This is a genomic window from Serratia sp. JKS296, from assembly GCF_900215445.1.
GTDB classification, from domain to species: Bacteria; Pseudomonadota; Gammaproteobacteria; order Enterobacterales; family Enterobacteriaceae; genus Serratia; species Serratia marcescens.
This window is the reverse complement of the sequence record NZ_OCMX01000002.1, coordinates 37,237-54,193: the sequence shown is the minus strand read 5'-3', so window position 1 is coordinate 54,193 and position 16,957 is coordinate 37,237. Positions and strand designations below refer to the sequence as shown.

Genomic DNA, 16,957 nt, shown 5'->3' with positions numbered 1-16,957 from the left:
GTCACCTCACGAACGAGTGCAGGGCATGGATCACTACCCCGAAAATTTCCAGCGTTTCGGGATAAATAGGACTGTAGGCGGGATTCATCGGCGCCAGGCAAACCCTGGGCGTAAGCAGCAGCCGCTTGACGGTAAACTCACCGTCGACCGCGGCGATCACGATGCTGCCATGCATGGGTTTTTCAGCCCGATCTACGATCAGCAAATCTCCTGACAGTATGCCGCCATCGCTCATTGACTCACCCGTTGCGCGGATGAAATACGTGGCGGCCGGGTGTCTAATAAAATCATTTAAATCAATGGATTGTTCTATGTAATCGTCGGCAGGGCTGGGGAAACCTGCCGGGCATGGTGTCCCGTATAGCGGGAGTTGGATGGGTTGGTCTGGCGAAAAAAAGTACAATTCTCTGGCGTTCATAATAGGCATAATTTATCTGTATATATACAGCAAGTCATAAACGAAACGTGCGCACACGCAAGCCTGAAACCGGGTCTCGTAGCGCGATCCGACGTAATATAATAATTTTCTGAGTGATTTTTTCTGCAGCTTTTGACGTTCTTCATGTGTTTTTGCACACATGATATCCACCAAAACTGTGGATAACGCGCAGCTCAGACCGTTGGTGCCTCGATGGCCAGGATGAGTGAGGGATTGTCATTGCGAACGGCGCCCACCGCCGGCGAGACCGGTTGCCAGGTGAAATCCTCCGCTTGCAGGCTGTACAGGGGTCCGCTTGGAAAACGGAAAATATCCTACGCTAAGCCTGTTTTTTATACAGACCGCTGTCTACTGAGCGTAACGAACGGTATTTCCCCTGTCCCAGCTTGAGGTTTGTTCGCCATACGTAATCTCCGCTCAGGTTGATGTGTTCCCATCCCAGAGGGGACAGATGAGAAATCAGCTGGTCATTGAATGGGATCCCTTTTCGCTTCAGAGAATCTATGGCTCTTTCTATATATACCGTATTCCAGAGTGAGATCGCCGTAGTCAGCAAGGTGAGCCCCGCTTGCGGTTGGCCAAAAAACCGCAGTACTGCACCATCTTAAAATGCCGTGCCGGAATATGGCTGACGTAGCGCTGCAGCATTTCCTCCTGGCTGATTTTCTGGCGTTTGTGCTGCTGCGTTTGGTGATGATGGACCACGGTGCCGTCACGGCAATAACGGAGCTGAGAGGCTGCCACTGGTGGGCGCTTCAGAAAACGGCCGAGGTATTTCACGCTTCGCCAGGCTCCGCGGGTCTTTTTGGCGAAGTGCACTTTCCAGCAACGACGGTATTGTACATGAAGGTAGAGATGCTGGGAGCAATACCATTTATGATATGAATTACAATATTTTTAGCATTGGAATGAGGTGATAGCCTGTCACTAAAATGAAATCACCTGCCCGAAATGGCGCATAAACAAATATGGTGATCTATCTATGAGTAAGGCTATTGCAAAAATACAGGACGCCAATGCACGGCGTGGTGGTGATGTGCTTTTGGAAGTGTTGGAGAGTGAAGGGGTTGAATATGTGTTCGGAAATCCCGGTACAACCGAACTACCGTTCATGGATGCGCTGTTAAGAAAACCTGCAATTAAGTATGTGTTAGCGCTACAGGAGGCCAGTGCAGTAGCAATGGCGGACGGCTACGCACAAGCAGCGAAAAAGCCAGGTTTCCTTAATCTGCATACGGCGGGCGGCTTGGGGCATGGCATGGGCAATTTGCTAAACGCCAAATGTTCACAAACACCTTTGGTGGTAACTGCGGGACAACAGGATTTACGTCACACAACAACTGATCCATTATTGTTGGGCGATCTAGTCGGTATGGGTAAGACGTTTGCTAAATGGTCACAAGAAATCACACATGTTGATCAACTTCCGGTGTTGGTTCGTCGTGCTTTTCATGATTCTGACGCTGCTCCGAAAGGTTCCGTTTTTCTCTCTCTACCAATGGATGTAATGGAATCGCTCAGCACTATTGGGATTGGCACTCCCTCAACGATTGACCGCTCAGCTGTTGCCAGCTCGCTGCCTCTACTTGCCAGTAAATTAGCGGCATACACACCGGGAAAAATTGCCATTGTTGCCGGTGATGAGATCTATCAAAGTGGTGCGTCATGCGAAGTTGTCGCAGTGGCTGAAATGCTTGCCGCCGATGTTTACGGGTCTACTTGGCCTAATCGTATTCCTTATCCAACCGCGCATCCACTGTGGCGGGGCAACCTTTCTACAAAAGCTACGGAAATTGCTAAAGCGCTTAATCAGTACGATGCGATCTTTGCTCTCGGCGGTAAGTCGCTGATCACTATTTTGTACACGGAAGGTAGTGCGGTTCCCGAACATTGCAATGTGTATCAGCTTTCATCCGATGCGGGCGATTTGGGGCGCACTTACTCTAGTGATCTGTCGTTGGTAGGTGACATAAAATCATCGCTGGCGGCGTTGTTGCCAGAATTGGATAAAGCGACGGTGAATAATCGCACCGATTATAACACTCGATATGTGCAAGCTGCTGCAGAGTTTGCATTAAGCAAAGAAAACCTGTTAGAGCTAGTGAAAGAGCAACAATCAGCGGCGGTGATCACTCCGTTAGTGGCGGCATTCGAGGCTGCACGAGCTATCGGGCCTGATGTGACAATTGTTGACGAAGCAATCGCAACCTCTCAAGCTCTGCGTAAATCACTGTCGAGTGATAGGGCGGATCAATATGCATTCCTTCGTGGTGGCGGTTTGGGGTGGGGGATGCCTGCTGCAGTTGGTTATTCGCTTGGACTCGGTAAAGCACCGGTAGTGTGCTTTGTCGGCGACGGTGCGGCGATGTACTCCCCACAAGCGCTCTGGACGGCAGCGCACGAACATTTACCGGTAACGTTTATCGTGATGAATAACACAGAATATAATGTGCTTAAAAACTTTATGCGCTCACAGGAGGATTACACATCTGCTAAGACTGATCGATTCATCGCTATGGATCTTGTTAACCCTACTATTGATTATCAGGCGTTAGGCGCGTCTATGGGGCTGGCAACATGCAAAATTACCCGGGCCGGTGACATTGCCCCAGCAGTTGAGGCAGCATTAGCTTGTGGTCAGCCAAGTCTTATCGAAATTGTTATCAGCAAAGGCTGAATAGTCCCTTAATCTTGTTGTGCCGCTAGCAAATTATCTCGTATTGCCCGGCACATTTTCAAAAAGTGCTTTAGGCATGGATTTCGATTTTTATCAGACCACATTAATACATTCTGGATCTGGTTTGCATCCTCAATCTTTCTATAGATAACGCCTTTAATTTGTGCGTTTTCCATGCTTGCTGGTATAAGTGCAACGCCGAAACCGTATGCAACAAAGTTTACGATTGTTTGTTGCACTGAGACCTCCATTCCTATTTGTGGGCTAAAACCTGCCTTTAGGCATTGATGTAAAATGGTGTCGTAAAGCATGGGGGCCATCAATCGCGGTACGGTTATAAATCGATCTTTGTTTAATTCACTCAAGCTGAAATGTTCGGCTGTTGCTTGTGGGTGAGTTGTGGGCAAAGCAATTATCAATGGTTCTTGTAACAGTATCATTGTGTTAATTCCCGGTGTTGGTCTTTCCGCAAAACTGATCGCTGCATCTAATCGCCCATCCTGTAACGCAGTGTTAAGTTCGGTGGGGATCATTTCCTGAAACTGTAAAACTATGTCAGGTTGATTGGCCTGGTGTTTCATAGTTACGGGAGGGATAACGCTATACGATGCATACATAGTCGCGCCAAGTTTTAACAAACCTCGTTGCCCTGCGGCTACTGCCTGTACATTGTTGCAAGCCTGTTGCATTAAGTTTAATACGGCGCGGGCGTCGACTAAAAATTGCTCACCGGCAAGTGTTAAACGCATTCCTTTTGCGTTGCGAGTGAATAATGTTGTACCTAATATGCGCTCTAATTGAGCTATCTGTCGGCTTAGTGGGGGTTGAGATATATTCAGTTTTTCGGCAGCCCTACTCATATTTCCAATCTCTGCGACGATGCAAAAGCTGGCTAGCTGGTTAAGTGTTGGGGTCATTGTAGTGCCTCTCCTGAGGGCGAATGATATCGATTAAAAGTAGTGTGTATAATTAATTGAATTTAATGGCATAATTGTCAATTTTGGAGTTCATTCATGGCTAGGGGGCATTCATTATCCCGTTGTCAGTTTGCTCAAGCTTATCGTCATGGGCAGAATTTGAAAGGAAATCGCCGTGATTGTCACCGCATGATTCAGCTCATTTACGAATTAGAAGCCGGAAAGTCAGATGTTAAAGAAATAGCTTTCAGCGGGCTCGGCATTGTGATATCGCCAGGACATTGAAGGTTTGCATTAACATAGCCATCCGGACTTTAAAAAACTCTAGCACGGTTATCTCATGCTGATGTGACGCTCATCTGTAAACTCGAAGGACAGTAGCGTTTTGTTGGCAATAGAACCCAACTAAACTGGCTTGTGTTACGGATATAACATGAAAAACGATGGTGTACTAGCCTTCACACTTTTGGCTCTCGAACTGACAACATGTGTCGTGAGTTACTAGCTTGCGGACTTCCTTTAACATCAGCATTATAACCTATAATGATGATTAGGGGATAGTTATATCAGATAGATATCAAAGGATAATCATCTGACTGGCAAGTTCTTAACTCAACACATTGAACGTAATAATCTGATGCTAAAAACCCGTATCAAACGGTTGGCCCGCAGAACCCTCAGCTATTCATGCTCTGTTGAGTCTCATGAAAAGTTTATCTGTGTTTTCATAAAAAAACTCATGTTCTACAAATTGGATCCATCATTCTAGAGTTTAATGAACATAAAATTCCATTTATAACCAACTTGATTGTTGTTTTTGATATGTGACAATGGAAAAGTAGTGATACTAAAGATAATGTGCTGTTTTTTTGTCTTGGTGTGATGCTGGTCCCATTTCTTAAGGTTGAATTGTTAGCCTAAATTTAATTTAATTAGCTTATAAGCGTAAAGTAATAGGGTTGGAAGATGTTTTTTGTTACGCGATTATTGTGGGTTTGTCATGTTGAAATTTTTCCAGTCAGGCATAAGACATAAGAACTGTTTTTTGATATGAAGGTTGTAGATGTTTAAATGATATATGAAAGTGAATAATTGACCGTGTAGGTATGTTACTTAATAAAATTTAGCAAGGCAGCGCATAATATTTAGAAAGTAAAATAATATGAGTGTCTATATTTAGGTGAGGATACTGCTGATAAATATGTTGAGCTCTTAGATAAATAAGTTAGGAAGGGTAATGAGGTGTTTTTGACATAAATCATTTAGTGTGAATATATGTAATTTTTTCAATAATGCAATAAGTGAGTTTATTGCGAGCAGTGAAAATTAGCGTGTGAAATTGATGTTTATTAGTTGAAATCACAATAATGAAGAGTAAGTGCGTTTGTAAAATATAATGCAAGGGAGCGCTAATATTAAAATATGTGCAGAGAGTTTATATGATTATTAAGGTTATTCGGTTGAGTAGGTTGAATGGTTGATGTTTTATATGCCGTTATAATGCATTTTTAGTATAATGTGAGGTTTATTTTATGAATGGATTAAAAAAATTGCCCGTCCTATTTTTAATGATAACATCCATGGTTTATTTTAAAACTTCTTTTGCCGTTAGTCAAAATGCTCTATATCCGGGTTCTTTGTATTGTTATTTTATGAGCGGCAAGATGACGGTGAATGGCAGACAAGGCGTTGCTTCTGATAATAGCTATTATTATATTTCAGGAACAAAAACGCTAGCAAAATATGATAAGAATGGGATGCTGAAAAAATTAAATAAAACACCTTTTGTAGGAAGAGAAAAAATATTGAACCATTTAGGTGGGATCTCTATATTAGATGATAAAATTTATGCGGCTGCGGAGTGGTTTGATGAGCGCGAAGTTAAAAATCTAAAAATATCGATTTATGATGCTAATAATTTATATCATATAAAAGATATCCCTCTCGATTTATCATCCGGACAACGCGAAGGTTCTGCTGTTGCCATTGACGAAGATAATCACTCACTATGGGTTTCTTCTTGGCTTGATGATAAAGGAAAGAGCTATATCTATGAATATGACATTGATAGTGGGAGATATAAGCGAAAGGTTGAAATATTGCCTTATTTGAAATGGATTCAAGGTGTGAGTTACGTTGATGGTAAACTTTATATTACTGCTGATGACGGGGATGCTGATAAAAAACAGGCTGATGGTTTATATAGAATTGATTTGTCAAAAGCATCAGTTGCAACGGCTGTATTGGAAAGAAAATTTAGTGATTTTAATGATTTTGGAGAAATAGAAGGGGTGTTCATTAAAAATAATAATCTATTGGTACTTGCAAATCGCGGAATGAAAATAATTAATGGGATACCAAAAAAACCTTATCCTGGTTATAAAAAAGAAGTCAGCGAGGTTTATCTTTATAAGATGGGTGATATCTGTAAAAGAATAAAATAGTCATCATATCCATTGGTTAGGAGAGTAAATGTTTTTTGCGTCTCCTAGCCCCATGGAATGTTACACAAGATACATCGGCGAGAATTCAAGGTAAAACATTTAATAAGTTCCTGTTAAAAATTATGGACGACTAAGCCTCTCTTCCAGTGAAGATGTATCAGATTTCTAAGTACACAAATCCTTTTTTCTTAGTGATGTTGTGATCATAATCGTAAAAATAACCACAGCGTGCGCTGAAAATTCTTTTCTGCTGTTCAGTATTATATTCGATACTATTGTTTCAATACTTTATTGTAGATGCGAAACGTCCGATGAGCATAAAAATTTACATTTGAGCGGGGTACGCGTATATGTTAGTGCTTGAATGAGGTAGTTGGTTTATATTATTGCTTAATTCCTTTACTAGATGGAGCCCAATATCGCTATGTATGGCAGCTAATGGAGGATTAAAGCCGGGTGCCCGCAACGCTTGCGGCGCGCGGGAAAGCTGCGCCGCATACTCGGCGAGAACGCGCCCGCCCTGACGTTGCACCTCGGTCAGCGCCTGGCGTTCCTGCGCGGACAGCGCCGCGCCACCGCCTGCCAGATAGGTGTTGAGCTTTTCGCTGGTCAGCAACAGGCTGCGCGTCTGGTTAAAGATCAGTTGGATATGCCGGGTGAAGCTTTCATGGTTATCGTCCGCCAGCTGCCAGGTGGGCTCCAGCGTCACCCGGGCCACCACCGCTTCGCAGCCCTCGATCTTTTGCCAGATGCCGATGGCGTTGGTGTTCTCGCCGCTGAGGAAGCGCGACAGTTCCCGCAGCACGTTGGCAACCTGCTGCCGCAGTGACTCCCCTTCGTATTCCGGCCACAGCGTGGCGTGAATGAAGGTGGCGAACCCTACCCCCAGCACGATGCCGATCAGGCGATCGCGGATCTCGGTCAGCTCGGTGACCGGGCCGAAGCTTTCCAGCAGCGCCAGGGAAAAGGTGAACAGGATCTGTATCCCGGCATAGCTTATTTTCTCGGAGCCGGCGGCGATCCAGGCGGAGAGGGCGATCACCGGCAGCGTCAGCAGCAGCAAGCCGACGAGGCTGTCGAGGTGAGGCATGATCCACACCACCGAGATCAGCGCCAGCAGGCTGCCGATCGCCGCGCCGCCGAGACGCAGCCGCGCCCGCCGCTGCGTGGCGCCGAGGCTGGGCTGCGCCACGATCAGGCAGCTCAGCATGATGGTATGAATGCCGGACCAATCGACGGCGGTATAAAACACGTAGGCGACCAGCACGGTCAGCAGCGTTTTCAACGAAAACTGGATGTAAACCGGGTTGGTCAGGGCATCGGGGGTAAAGAAGGGCACTTTTGGCGGCGGCGCGGCCTGCAGGGCGTCGGCGTAGTCGTAGTCGCTGCGGTTGGCGTAGACCTGCAGGAGGCCGGCCATTTCATTGAGCGGCGCCGGCACCTGCGGATCGTCGCTGCCGGCGATCGCGACGGAAAATCGCAGCGCGCTGTCGTGGCTGATCGCGGTTTGCAGCGCGCGGCAGGCGGCGTCTATCTCTTGCGCCAACTGACGCGCGGCCGCACCGAAAGCCGGCGGCAGTTGGTAGGCCAGAATATTGAGCTGCAACACCAAGGTGATCAGCGCCAGATATCCGGGCTCGTTGGCGCGGCAGCGATCGCTGCGCATCACCGAAAAGCGCAGCAGCTTATGCAGCTCGGTGGCGTGCTGCGAGATGGCGCTCAGATCGCGCGTCTCGCCGCCGTTGGCCAACATAGCGCGGGTTTCGTCCAACACCGCGTTCATCCGGCCCTTTAGCTGTTTCAGCGGTTCGGCCGGCAGCAGCAGGGTATTGACGATCAGGGTGAGCAGGATGGCGTAGTTGATCGCCACCCATACCCACAGCACCAGCCGTATCACCACTTCCGCCTGCGGAGTGAGATCGACTAAGCTTTGTGCCTCAATAACTACCAGCGCCATCAGGAAAAACAGCACCCCGACCTTGGTCACCCGCATCAGGAACACGCTGAGGAAAAACAGCGCGCTGGAGAGCAGGATGCGTAGCATTGGGTAGTCGTAGGTGAACTTCAGCACCAGGATAGCGGCGCCGATTGCCAGCGTGGAGCTGACGAAAAACAGGATGCCTATCATGCGGGTGATCACAATATTGGACTGCGTGATAAAGAAGACAGCAATCAGCGACAGCGCCAGCCACGGTACCTGCAACGTCTGCGAGATCATGATGGCGATCGCGCTGGAGAGCAGGGTGCGGCTCATCAGGTTGATGCGGCTGTCCGAAGGGCGCAGCTCGTTAATTAGTTGAGACAGCCAGCCACGAGACATCGTTTTACTCTTCATGGCGCAGGTTCAGCTTGGCGACCGCCGAAGCGCCCACGCGAAACAGCGCCGGGTTGGGGGCCTCTACTACGATCTTGACCGGGAAGCGTTGCGAAACGTGCACCCAGTTGATGTTGCGCGCCACGTTGGGCAGCCCGCCCAGCACGGTGCCGCCGTCGTCGGGCTGCACGCCGTAGCTGATCGATTCCACCTTGCCGCTGAAGGTCTGGCCGGCGTCGCTCATTAAATACAGCGTGGCCGGCACGCCGGGATGCACGCCTTTCAGGTCGGTTTCGCGGAAGTTGGCGACCACGTACCAGCGGCGGGTGTCGATCAGCGTGAATACCGGCTTGGCGCTGGAGGCATACTGGCCGACGGTGGTTTTCAGGGAGGCGATGCGGCCGTCGAACGGTGCTCTCACCTCGGTGAACTCCAGGTTCAGTTTGGCGATGGCGATGTCGGCCTGTACTTCGGCGCGCTGCGCGACCAGGGCTTCGACGCCGCTGACGGCGGCTTCCGCCTGTTTCGCCTGCAGTAATGCGGCCTGCAGCTCCGCCTGCGCCGAGCGCTGGGAGGTGCGGGCGGTTTCCACTTCTTCCGCCGAAACGTAGTTCTTGCCGAGCAGCTTCTGCCGGCGGTTGAGGGTGTCGGTCGCCTGTGCCACCACTGCCTGCGAGCGTTTGACGATGGTGTTCATCGACTCGGCGTTGTACTGCTGTGCGTTGATCGAGCGCTGCGTCAGCTTGATCTGTTCATTCAACGTGATCAGGCGTGCTTCGCTGGCCGCTAGCGCGTCCTGGTAAGGGCGCGGATCAAGGCGGAACAGCAGATCGCCTTGCCGCACTTCCTGGTTGTCTCGGATCGGCATCTCGACGATGCGACCGTTCACCTCCGGCACTACGTCGATGGTGTCGGCATAGGCGTAGGCATCGTCGGTAGTGGGGGCGTTTTCCACCCGCCAGACGACGACGACGGCCACGATGAGCGTCAACGCCAGGATGATAAGTACCAGTAGTCTGCGCCGGTTTGGGATGTAGGATTGGGTCATAGCACTAGACTCAGTGGGGGAAGACCAGTAACCAGATCAGCATGGCGATCAGCGCGGTCAGCGCAGGATACGTCAGCAGTTGCGGCGCCAGCCAGGCGCGTTTTTCCTGGGTGCGCAGCAGCAGGTGGATCGCCACCATGCCCGCCACGCCGCCGTACAGGCAAAACAGCCAGTCGGGGAACGAAGCGCCGAACACCACTATAGCTGGTGCAGGCTTACACCCCATTGGTGTAACGAGAATGATCCCTGTCAGCAGGGCTTTGACTTGAGTCCGCATTCCGTTTTCTCCGTGTTGTTGGGGGCAGGGTAGTAAAAAGGTCGCAGGGCGGCCTTTAAATCATGCAAAAGTCGTGTGACGCTTAGCCGCGTTTGCCGGCTGCGATTTCCGCGTGGTGTTTCTTTTCGTTCAGCATGGTCAGCAGCAGCAGGATAACCGCCAGCACGCCGCCGCCGATCATCACCATGAAGCCGCCGTCCCAACCGAAGAAGTCTACGGTGTAGCCGACGATGGCGCTGGCCGCGACCGAGCCGCCCAGGTAGCCGAACAGGCCGGTGAAGCCCGCGGCGGTGCCGGCGGCTTTCTTCGGCGCCAGCTCCAGCGCGTGCAGGCCGATCAGCATTACCGGGCCGTAGATCAGGAAGCCGATGACCAGCATACAGATCATGTCTACGGTCGGGTTACCGGCCGGGTTCATCCAGAACACCACGGTGGCGATGGTCACCAGCGTCATGAAGAACACGCCGGTGGCGCCGCGGTTGCCTTTGAACACTTTGTCCGACATCCAGCCGCACAGCAGGGTGCCCGGGATACCGGCGTATTCGTACAGGAAGTAAGCCCAGGAAGACTTGTCCAGCGCGAAGTGCTTCACTTCTTTCAGGTAAGTCGGCGACCAGTCCAGAATGCCGTAACGCAGCAGGTAGACGAACACGTTGGCGACCGCGATGTACCACAGCAGCTTGTTCGGCAGGATGTACTGCATGAAGATCTGCTTGGCGGTCAGCTCTTCTTCGTCTTTTTCACTGTAGTCGTCCGGATAGTCGTTTTTGTACTCTTCAATCGGCGGCAGGCCGCAGGATTGCGGGGTGTCGCGCATCAGGGCGAAGGCGATCAGGGCCACCAGGATGGCGCCGAAGGCCGGCATGTACAGCGCCGCGTGCCAGTCGTTGAACCAAGCCATGCCCAGCAGGAACAGCAGCGGCGGCAGGCCGCCACCCACGTTGTGGGCGCAGTTCCAGATGGAAACGATGCCGCCGCGCTCTTTCTGCGACCACCAGTGCACCATGGTGCGGCCGCACGGCGGCCAACCCATGCCCTGGAACCAGCCGCACAGGAACAGCAGGACGAACATGATGGCGATGCTGGAGGTGGCCCACGGCACGAAGCCCATGAACAACATCACCGCCGCCGCCAGGATCAGGCCGGCAGGCAGGAACACTCGTGGGTTGGAACGGTCGGAGACCGAACCCATGATGAATTTGGAGAAGCCGTAGGCGATGGAGATGCCCGACAGCGCGAAGCCGAGGTCGCCGCGGCTGAAGCCTTGTTCGATCAGGTAAGGCATGGCCAGGGTGAAGTTCTTACGCACCAGATAGTAAGCGGCGTAACCGAAGAAGATCCCCAGGAAAATTTGCCAGCGCAGCTTACGGTAGAGCGGGTCTACCTTATCGCTCGGCACACGGGCGATGTGTGCGGCCGGCTTAAAAATACTGAACATAAGCGCCTCCAGCGACTTAAATTTTTTAGAAGATCTCTCCTTGCAAATTTACAACGCCTATGCAGTCTGTATCATTGATCTAAACGTGCGCTGAATATGCATTTTTAAAGTGAGTAAATCCTGATTAGGTAGTATTTTTGATGTAAAATATTAAATCCTTTACTTTGAAGAACATAAAACTATATATAAATTAAGCTCGCCACAAATAAATTGACGGTATTTTGTTTTGGTTCTTGTTACCAATTTGTGCGGAAAATAAAAAAAATAAAACTAGTAATCGCATTTTTTATGGTTTAAACTATTAAATAAACACCGCTATGCAGGATAAAACACTAAAAAAAACATAACAAAATAAATCTCTTTTTTATAAAAAACAAAAAAAACCGATAAACCTATCACTGGAATGTTGAATACCCTGTTAGATTCATAGTGTTCTGTCTGATTGGCATTGTTACGTTGGCGTGAGATGTGGGTCAGAATAAGCAGTGAAAAGTCGAAATCGCTCTACTATGGTCACAATTCCCTAGCGCCTGCCATCAGCCAGCGGTGCATTGATACTTCCGGCTCCAGATTAATCTTCTTGGCATCAAAAAGTTGCTGTTTGAGCTCTAGCCACGAGATGAACTGTTGCTTACGACAGGTTTGGCGGGGGTTTTTCTCAAAGGATCAAAGCGGCACTTTGCAAGCCAAGAGGCACGTTGATCGATGAGATGCACCTACTTAATTAGAGGTTTTACCCGCAATCATCCCTTATTTATTGTAATTATTGGCTGCTAGTAAAATACTGAGCCACCCGTATGACATCTTTTTCATCTAACGTACCGGAGTCGCTCAGCAAGGTAATCCAGGACTTGATGTAGGCGTACTTGGCGGAAGCCAGATCGCGCTGGGCGCTATAGAGCTGCTGTTCGGCGTTGAGCACGTCAACGTTGACACGTTGTCCGGCCAGCACGCTTTGCCGGGTCGCCGTCACCTGTGTAGTCGCCGATTGTACCGCCAGCTCATAGGCCGCCACCTTGGCACGGCTGCTGATGCACAGATTGTACTGCTTGCGCAGATCGTTGAGCGTGGTGCCTGTCTGTGCATCCATTTCATACATCGCCTGGCCATAGCGCGCTGCCGCCTGCCGGGTCGACGCCGAAACGCCGCCGCCGGAATAAATAGGTATGCTGACCTGCACACCGATGCTATTGGTGCGATATTTCTGGTTAACCGTGTTATCGCTGCTGGAGTCGTTTTCCGAATGCGAAGCATACAGCTGAACCTGCGGCATAAAGCCCGCACGATTCCTTTCGACGTCATACTTGGCGGCGTCCACGCCATGACGCGAGGCGGCCAGCACCGGGTTGTTCTCCAGCGCGATCTTTTGCCATTCTTCGAACTTGGACGGGATCAGCGGTGCCACCTTGAACTTGCCCGGCCGCAACACCTGCAATTCATCCAGCTGGTTCAGCGGCATGCCGATAATCACTTCCAGCTCGCGCTGGGCGGCGTCCAGCGCATCGCGCGCTTCGATGACCTGCGCTTCGGCCAGACTGTAGCGCGCCTGGGTTTCCGATACGTCGGTAATGGTGCCTTCACCGGCGCTCTTCAGGTGATCGTTCAAGGTCAGCTGTTCCTTGTAAGCCGCCTTTTGCGCTTCGGCCAACGCGATTTGATCCTTGGAATAGGCGACTTCGACATAGGCGTTAATCACCCTAACCGCGAGATCCAGCAACTTGCCGCGATAGCGCTCGTCCGACATCATCGTCTGTGCCACGCCGGCTTTGTAACGCGCGTACGCTTCATAGTCGAATAGCGGCTGCGTCAACGTGATCGAACTGGAATAACTGCGATATTGCTGCCGCCGTGTGACCTCCGAAACATTGCCGAAAAAGTCGCTCTGCGGGTATTTTTGCGTCTGCCAGTTACGCGGTGAATTCTGATAGTTCAACGACACCTTCGGCAGCAGCCCCGCCCTGCCGATGTTTTCGTTCTCATCTCCCGCTTCTTTCTCTTTTATAGCCGCCCGGAAAGTCGGGTCCTTCTCTAATGCCAGCGAATATGCGTCTAAAATCCCTATCGAATAAACCGGCGCAGATATCGCAAATAAAAGGGTGCCGATAACCAGACCGGCAGCCTGTCGTTTTGATTGAATCAAAATTATTCCTCGGTTAATGAAGTATGAGCGCGATCCAAAATAGGTTTAAACAGATAGCTCAGCAGCGAGCGCGACCCCGTTTTCACGAACACCTCGACCGGCATCCCCGGCTTGATGTCCTCGCCACTGAGCATCTTCATGCCCTCCGGCGAGACCGTGACCTGCATCTGGTAGTAAGGTTCACCGTTGGCTTTGTCGACCAGACGATCGGCGGAAACCAACGTGACCGTTCCCGGAATTTTCGGGGTTTTGTTTTGGTTGAAGGCAGTAAACATCAGATCCACCGGCAACCCGTTGTACACTTTATCGATCAGGTCGACTTTGAGGCGAGAATCCACCACCAATGTCGCCTGACTGGGTACAACGTCCATCAGGTGGTCACCCGCTCCCACGACGCCCCCCTGAGTGAAGATATTCAATCCGACCACGGTGCCATCCACCGGTGAAGTGATGGCGGTGTTGCCCAGATCGAAATCGGCCATTTGCAGCTTGTTGCGAAACTCGCTGGCGTCCATTTGGGTTTGCGCCAGTTGCGTCCTGACCTCGCGCTGATAGTCGGCGAAACGCTGGTCGATACGCTGCTGAGATTCCTGCAGCTGCTTTTGCAGCTGGCCAATCCGCCCGATGGTTTCATCGATGCTGCTGTTCACCTCGGCAAACTGACGCTGCACTTCCAGGTAGCGGTTGCGCGGCAGGTAGCCGTCCGCCGCCAGTTGCTTCATGCTGTTCATCTGCTCACGCAGGCTGGAAAGTTGGATCTGCTTGTTGGCGCGCGAATCCTGCAGGCCTTTCAACTGGAAGCGGATCCCATCCATCGACTGCTTATAGCCTTCAATTTCACTTTGCAGCCCCTGGCGGCGGGAGGCGAACAGTTGCGTTTGCAACGCGATGATTTCGGCCACGCGCGGCTGAGTTTTGATCTGGGCAAAAATAGGGGAAAAAGTGACCTTGCTCAGACCGTCGCGCTCGGCGAGTAAACGCCCTTCGGTGGCCAGCGTGGTGTAGTACTGGTCGCGCAGGGAGTCGACCTGCGCCTGTGCCTGCACCTGGCTCAACTGCACCAGGACTTCTCCGGCTTTCACCTTGTCGCCGTCTTTCACCATAATTTTTTTGATGATGCCGCTGGCCGGGGCCTGCACCGTTTTGCGGTTGCCGGAAACGGTTACCGATCCCGGCGATGCCACCCCTTTATCCAGAGGCGCGAACGCTGCCCAGGCCAAAAATCCGAACAGGCCAATTCCCACGACCAACCAGCCCATCCGGGTAAACCGCCGTTCATCCTGCGGGATCTCTTCAATATACGAGTCTTGCGGCTCGCCAATGTGCGTCGACATACCAACTCCTTTACACTGCGGACGGCAATAAAACCATCAGGCAATTCACGGCTTAATTAATTTGGGTTTTGCATATTGTTTTCATTCTACATGGAGCTCATCGCATGCGCCGCCTGCGAAGGCATCTGTGCTTTAGCTAAGGCTTGTAGCACCTGCTGTGTTGGACCAAACGCGTTGACGTTGCCATTCACCAACAGCAACAACTTGCTGGTCATCGACAGCAAATTGGTGCGATGGGTAATCAGCACCACCGTTTTATTACGTTGCTTGAGGAACATAATGGCCTGGTTCAACGCTTGCTCGCCCGCATCATCCAGGTTGGAGTTAGGCTCATCCAATACCACCAACGAAGGGTCGCCGTATAATGCGCGCGCCAGGCCGATACGCTGTTTCTGTCCACCGGACAACCCAGCGCCACCGTTGCCGAGCACCGAATCGTAGCCGTTAGGGAAACGCAGGATCAGTTCGTGCACACCGGCCAGCTTGGCGGCTTCAATGACTTTCTCTGAGTCAATATCGTTAAAGCGGGCGATATTCTCGGCGATAGTCCCGGCAAACAGCTCAATGTCCTGTGGCAGATAGCCGATATACGGCCCCAACTCATCCTTGTTCCACTGATAGATGTCGGCATTATCCAACCGAACAATCCCTTCGCTGACCGGCCAAATGCCGACCAGCAAACGCGCCAGCGTCGATTTCCCCGACGCGCTCGGGCCAATGATCCCCAGCACGTCACCGGGCTGGATGGCAAAACTCACGTTATGCAATACCGCATCGCCTTGGGATCCCGGCGGCGTGGCGGTGACGCCTTCTACGGCCAGCACCCCTTCCGGGCGCGGCAAGGACATGCCGGTACCCCGTTGCGGATGCGTTTCCAGCAGCTTGACCAACCGGCCATAAGAAAGCTTTGCCGCGCTGTAGCTCTTCCAGACGTTAATAACCTGCTCAATCGGCGCCAGGGTTCGCCCCATCAGAATGGAGCCGGCGATCATCATACCGGGCGTGATGTACCCATCGATCGCCAGCCAGCCCCCCAGACCCAGCACCAATGATTGCAGCGACATGCGCACGAACTTGGTAATCGACGTGACCCGCGATGCGCGTTCGCTGGCGATGCGCTGACTGTTCAAGAACCGCTGGTGCAGACCGAACCACCGGCGTTTCAGGTTAGGCAACATCCCCAAAGCTTCGATCACTTCGGCATTTCGCAGATTGGTGCTGGCCAGCGTACCGGATATAATCGACAGCTTGCTGGCCTCCGCCAGCGGCTTTTTCGATACCATTTCGTTGATCACCGCCAATGCGATCAGCAACAGCGCACCGACCAGGGCGAAAAGCCCCAACCAAGGATTAAACAGGAATATCACCAACAGATAGATCGGAAACCACGGCGCATCAAAGAAGGCGAACAGTGCGCTGCCAGTGAGGAATTGGCGCAGATTGGTCAAGTCGCTCAGCATCTGGCCGGCGTCGGAAGAACCGCTTTTCAGATTCGCCTCGTAGGCCGCAGTGTAGACTCGCGTGTTGAGCCGCATATCCAGCTGGCTGCCGATGCGGATCACCACCATGCTGCGCACGTATTCCAACAGCGACATCATGCCGAACATGCCCAGCATGATCAGCGTCAGCATCAACAGCGTGATCTCATTGCGAGAAGGAAGCACCCGGTCATAAACCTGGAGCATATAGATAGAAGGAACTAGCATTAATAAATTAATAAATGCGGTAAATATGCCAACAGTCCAAAAAACCTTGCTGCGAGTTCGTATAACATCTGCAATTTCATTATTAATGATTAAATGACGCAAAATAACACCTTGATTATGATGGCTGAAATCAGCTTAGTACACTTTATTTAATGGATATGAAAAAAGTAGTAATTGCCCAAGGACGAATAACTACATTCGCAGTATTGTAACTGAGAAAGAT

Annotated in this window: 11 protein-coding genes and 4 pseudogenes; 3 read left to right on the top strand and 12 right to left on the bottom strand. The window is 51.0% G+C overall.

Annotation, left to right across the window (positions count from 1 at the left end):
- Position 1: 1 nt before the first annotated feature.
- The 4 genes and pseudogenes from umuD to CRO23_RS24170 form a co-directional block, all read right to left on the bottom strand.
- A complete protein-coding gene (umuD, locus tag CRO23_RS24180) occupies positions 2-418 on the bottom strand; it encodes a translesion error-prone DNA polymerase V autoproteolytic subunit (RefSeq protein ID WP_097103332.1) in 417 nt (138 codons plus the stop codon).
- Positions 419-612: 194 nt separating this feature from the next.
- Positions 613-726, bottom strand: a pseudogene (locus CRO23_RS25425) (SOS response-associated peptidase family protein); the annotation flags it as partial.
- 32 nt (positions 727-758) lie between these two features.
- Positions 759-1,007, bottom strand: a pseudogene (locus CRO23_RS24175) (Tn3 family transposase); the annotation flags it as partial.
- Positions 1,001-1,291, bottom strand: a pseudogene (locus CRO23_RS24170) (transposase); the annotation flags it as partial. The pseudogenes CRO23_RS24175 and CRO23_RS24170, both read right to left, overlap by 7 nt.
- Positions 1,292-1,421: 130 nt before the next feature.
- Here CRO23_RS24170 and CRO23_RS24165 point away from each other — a divergent pair.
- On the top strand, positions 1,422-3,116 hold the full coding sequence (locus CRO23_RS24165; RefSeq protein ID WP_097103246.1) for a thiamine pyrophosphate-binding protein: 1,695 nt from the start codon (positions 1,422-1,424) through the stop codon (positions 3,114-3,116).
- Positions 3,117-3,124: 8 nt separating this feature from the next.
- Here the strand turns inward: CRO23_RS24165 and CRO23_RS24160 are convergent, their stop codons facing one another.
- Complete coding sequence (locus CRO23_RS24160; protein ID WP_097103244.1) at positions 3,125-4,033, bottom strand: LysR family transcriptional regulator; 909 nt, start codon at positions 4,031-4,033, stop codon at positions 3,125-3,127.
- A 96-nt stretch (positions 4,034-4,129) separates the two neighbouring features.
- Here CRO23_RS24160 and CRO23_RS24155 point away from each other — a divergent pair.
- A pseudogene (locus CRO23_RS24155) lies at positions 4,130-4,802 on the top strand (IS1 family transposase).
- A 763-nt stretch (positions 4,803-5,565) separates the two neighbouring features.
- Positions 5,566-6,477: a YncE family protein gene (locus CRO23_RS25000; protein WP_141398635.1), complete on the top strand. Its 912-nt coding sequence runs from the start codon at positions 5,566-5,568 to the stop codon at positions 6,475-6,477.
- 325 nt (positions 6,478-6,802) lie between these two features.
- Here the strand turns inward: CRO23_RS25000 and CRO23_RS24150 are convergent, their stop codons facing one another.
- The 7 genes from CRO23_RS24150 to CRO23_RS24120 form a co-directional block, all read right to left on the bottom strand.
- On the bottom strand, positions 6,803-8,797 hold the full coding sequence (locus CRO23_RS24150) for an FUSC family protein (RefSeq protein WP_097103242.1): 1,995 nt from the start codon (positions 8,795-8,797) through the stop codon (positions 6,803-6,805).
- 4 nt (positions 8,798-8,801) lie between these two features.
- A complete protein-coding gene (gene mdtN / locus CRO23_RS24145) occupies positions 8,802-9,839 on the bottom strand; it encodes a multidrug transporter subunit MdtN (protein WP_097103240.1) in 1,038 nt (345 codons plus the stop codon).
- A 10-nt stretch (positions 9,840-9,849) separates the two neighbouring features.
- Entirely contained in the window at positions 9,850-10,116 is a 267-nt protein-coding gene (locus tag CRO23_RS24140; RefSeq protein ID WP_255253528.1) for a YtcA family lipoprotein, read from the bottom strand.
- Between the two features lie 82 nt (positions 10,117-10,198).
- Complete coding sequence (gene glpT, locus CRO23_RS24135) at positions 10,199-11,554, bottom strand: glycerol-3-phosphate transporter (RefSeq protein WP_097103237.1); 1,356 nt, start codon at positions 11,552-11,554, stop codon at positions 10,199-10,201.
- 763 nt (positions 11,555-12,317) lie between these two features.
- The gene (locus CRO23_RS24130) at positions 12,318-13,694 is read right to left on the bottom strand and encodes a TolC family outer membrane protein (protein WP_097103235.1); all 1,377 of its coding nucleotides are present in this window, start codon (positions 13,692-13,694) and stop codon (positions 12,318-12,320) included.
- A gap of 2 nt (positions 13,695-13,696) precedes the next feature.
- Positions 13,697-15,028: an HlyD family type I secretion periplasmic adaptor subunit gene (locus CRO23_RS24125; protein ID WP_097103233.1), complete on the bottom strand. Its 1,332-nt coding sequence runs from the start codon at positions 15,026-15,028 to the stop codon at positions 13,697-13,699.
- A gap of 86 nt (positions 15,029-15,114) precedes the next feature.
- Entirely contained in the window at positions 15,115-16,836 is a 1,722-nt protein-coding gene (locus tag CRO23_RS24120; protein ID WP_097103232.1) for a type I secretion system permease/ATPase, read from the bottom strand.
- Positions 16,837-16,957: the final 121 nt, after the last annotated feature.

Excerpts from the sequence above, each read along its gene's own strand:
- umuD (WP_097103332.1), bottom strand. The coding sequence starts at position 418 with ATGAACGCCAGAGAATTGTACTTTTTTTCGCCAGACCAACCCATCCAA.
- CRO23_RS24165 (WP_097103246.1), top strand. The coding sequence starts at position 1,422 with ATGAGTAAGGCTATTGCAAAAATACAGGACGCCAATGCACGGCGTGGT.
- CRO23_RS24160 (WP_097103244.1), bottom strand. The coding sequence starts at position 4,033 with ATGACCCCAACACTTAACCAGCTAGCCAGCTTTTGCATCGTCGCAGAG.
- CRO23_RS25000 (WP_141398635.1), top strand. The coding sequence starts at position 5,566 with ATGAATGGATTAAAAAAATTGCCCGTCCTATTTTTAATGATAACATCC.
- CRO23_RS24150 (WP_097103242.1), bottom strand. The coding sequence starts at position 8,797 with ATGTCTCGTGGCTGGCTGTCTCAACTAATTAACGAGCTGCGCCCTTCG.
- mdtN (WP_097103240.1), bottom strand. The coding sequence starts at position 9,839 with ATGACCCAATCCTACATCCCAAACCGGCGCAGACTACTGGTACTTATC.
- CRO23_RS24140 (WP_255253528.1), bottom strand. The coding sequence starts at position 10,116 with ATGCGGACTCAAGTCAAAGCCCTGCTGACAGGGATCATTCTCGTTACA.
- glpT (WP_097103237.1), bottom strand. The coding sequence starts at position 11,554 with ATGTTCAGTATTTTTAAGCCGGCCGCACACATCGCCCGTGTGCCGAGC.
- CRO23_RS24125 (WP_097103233.1), bottom strand. The coding sequence starts at position 15,028 with ATGTCGACGCACATTGGCGAGCCGCAAGACTCGTATATTGAAGAGATC.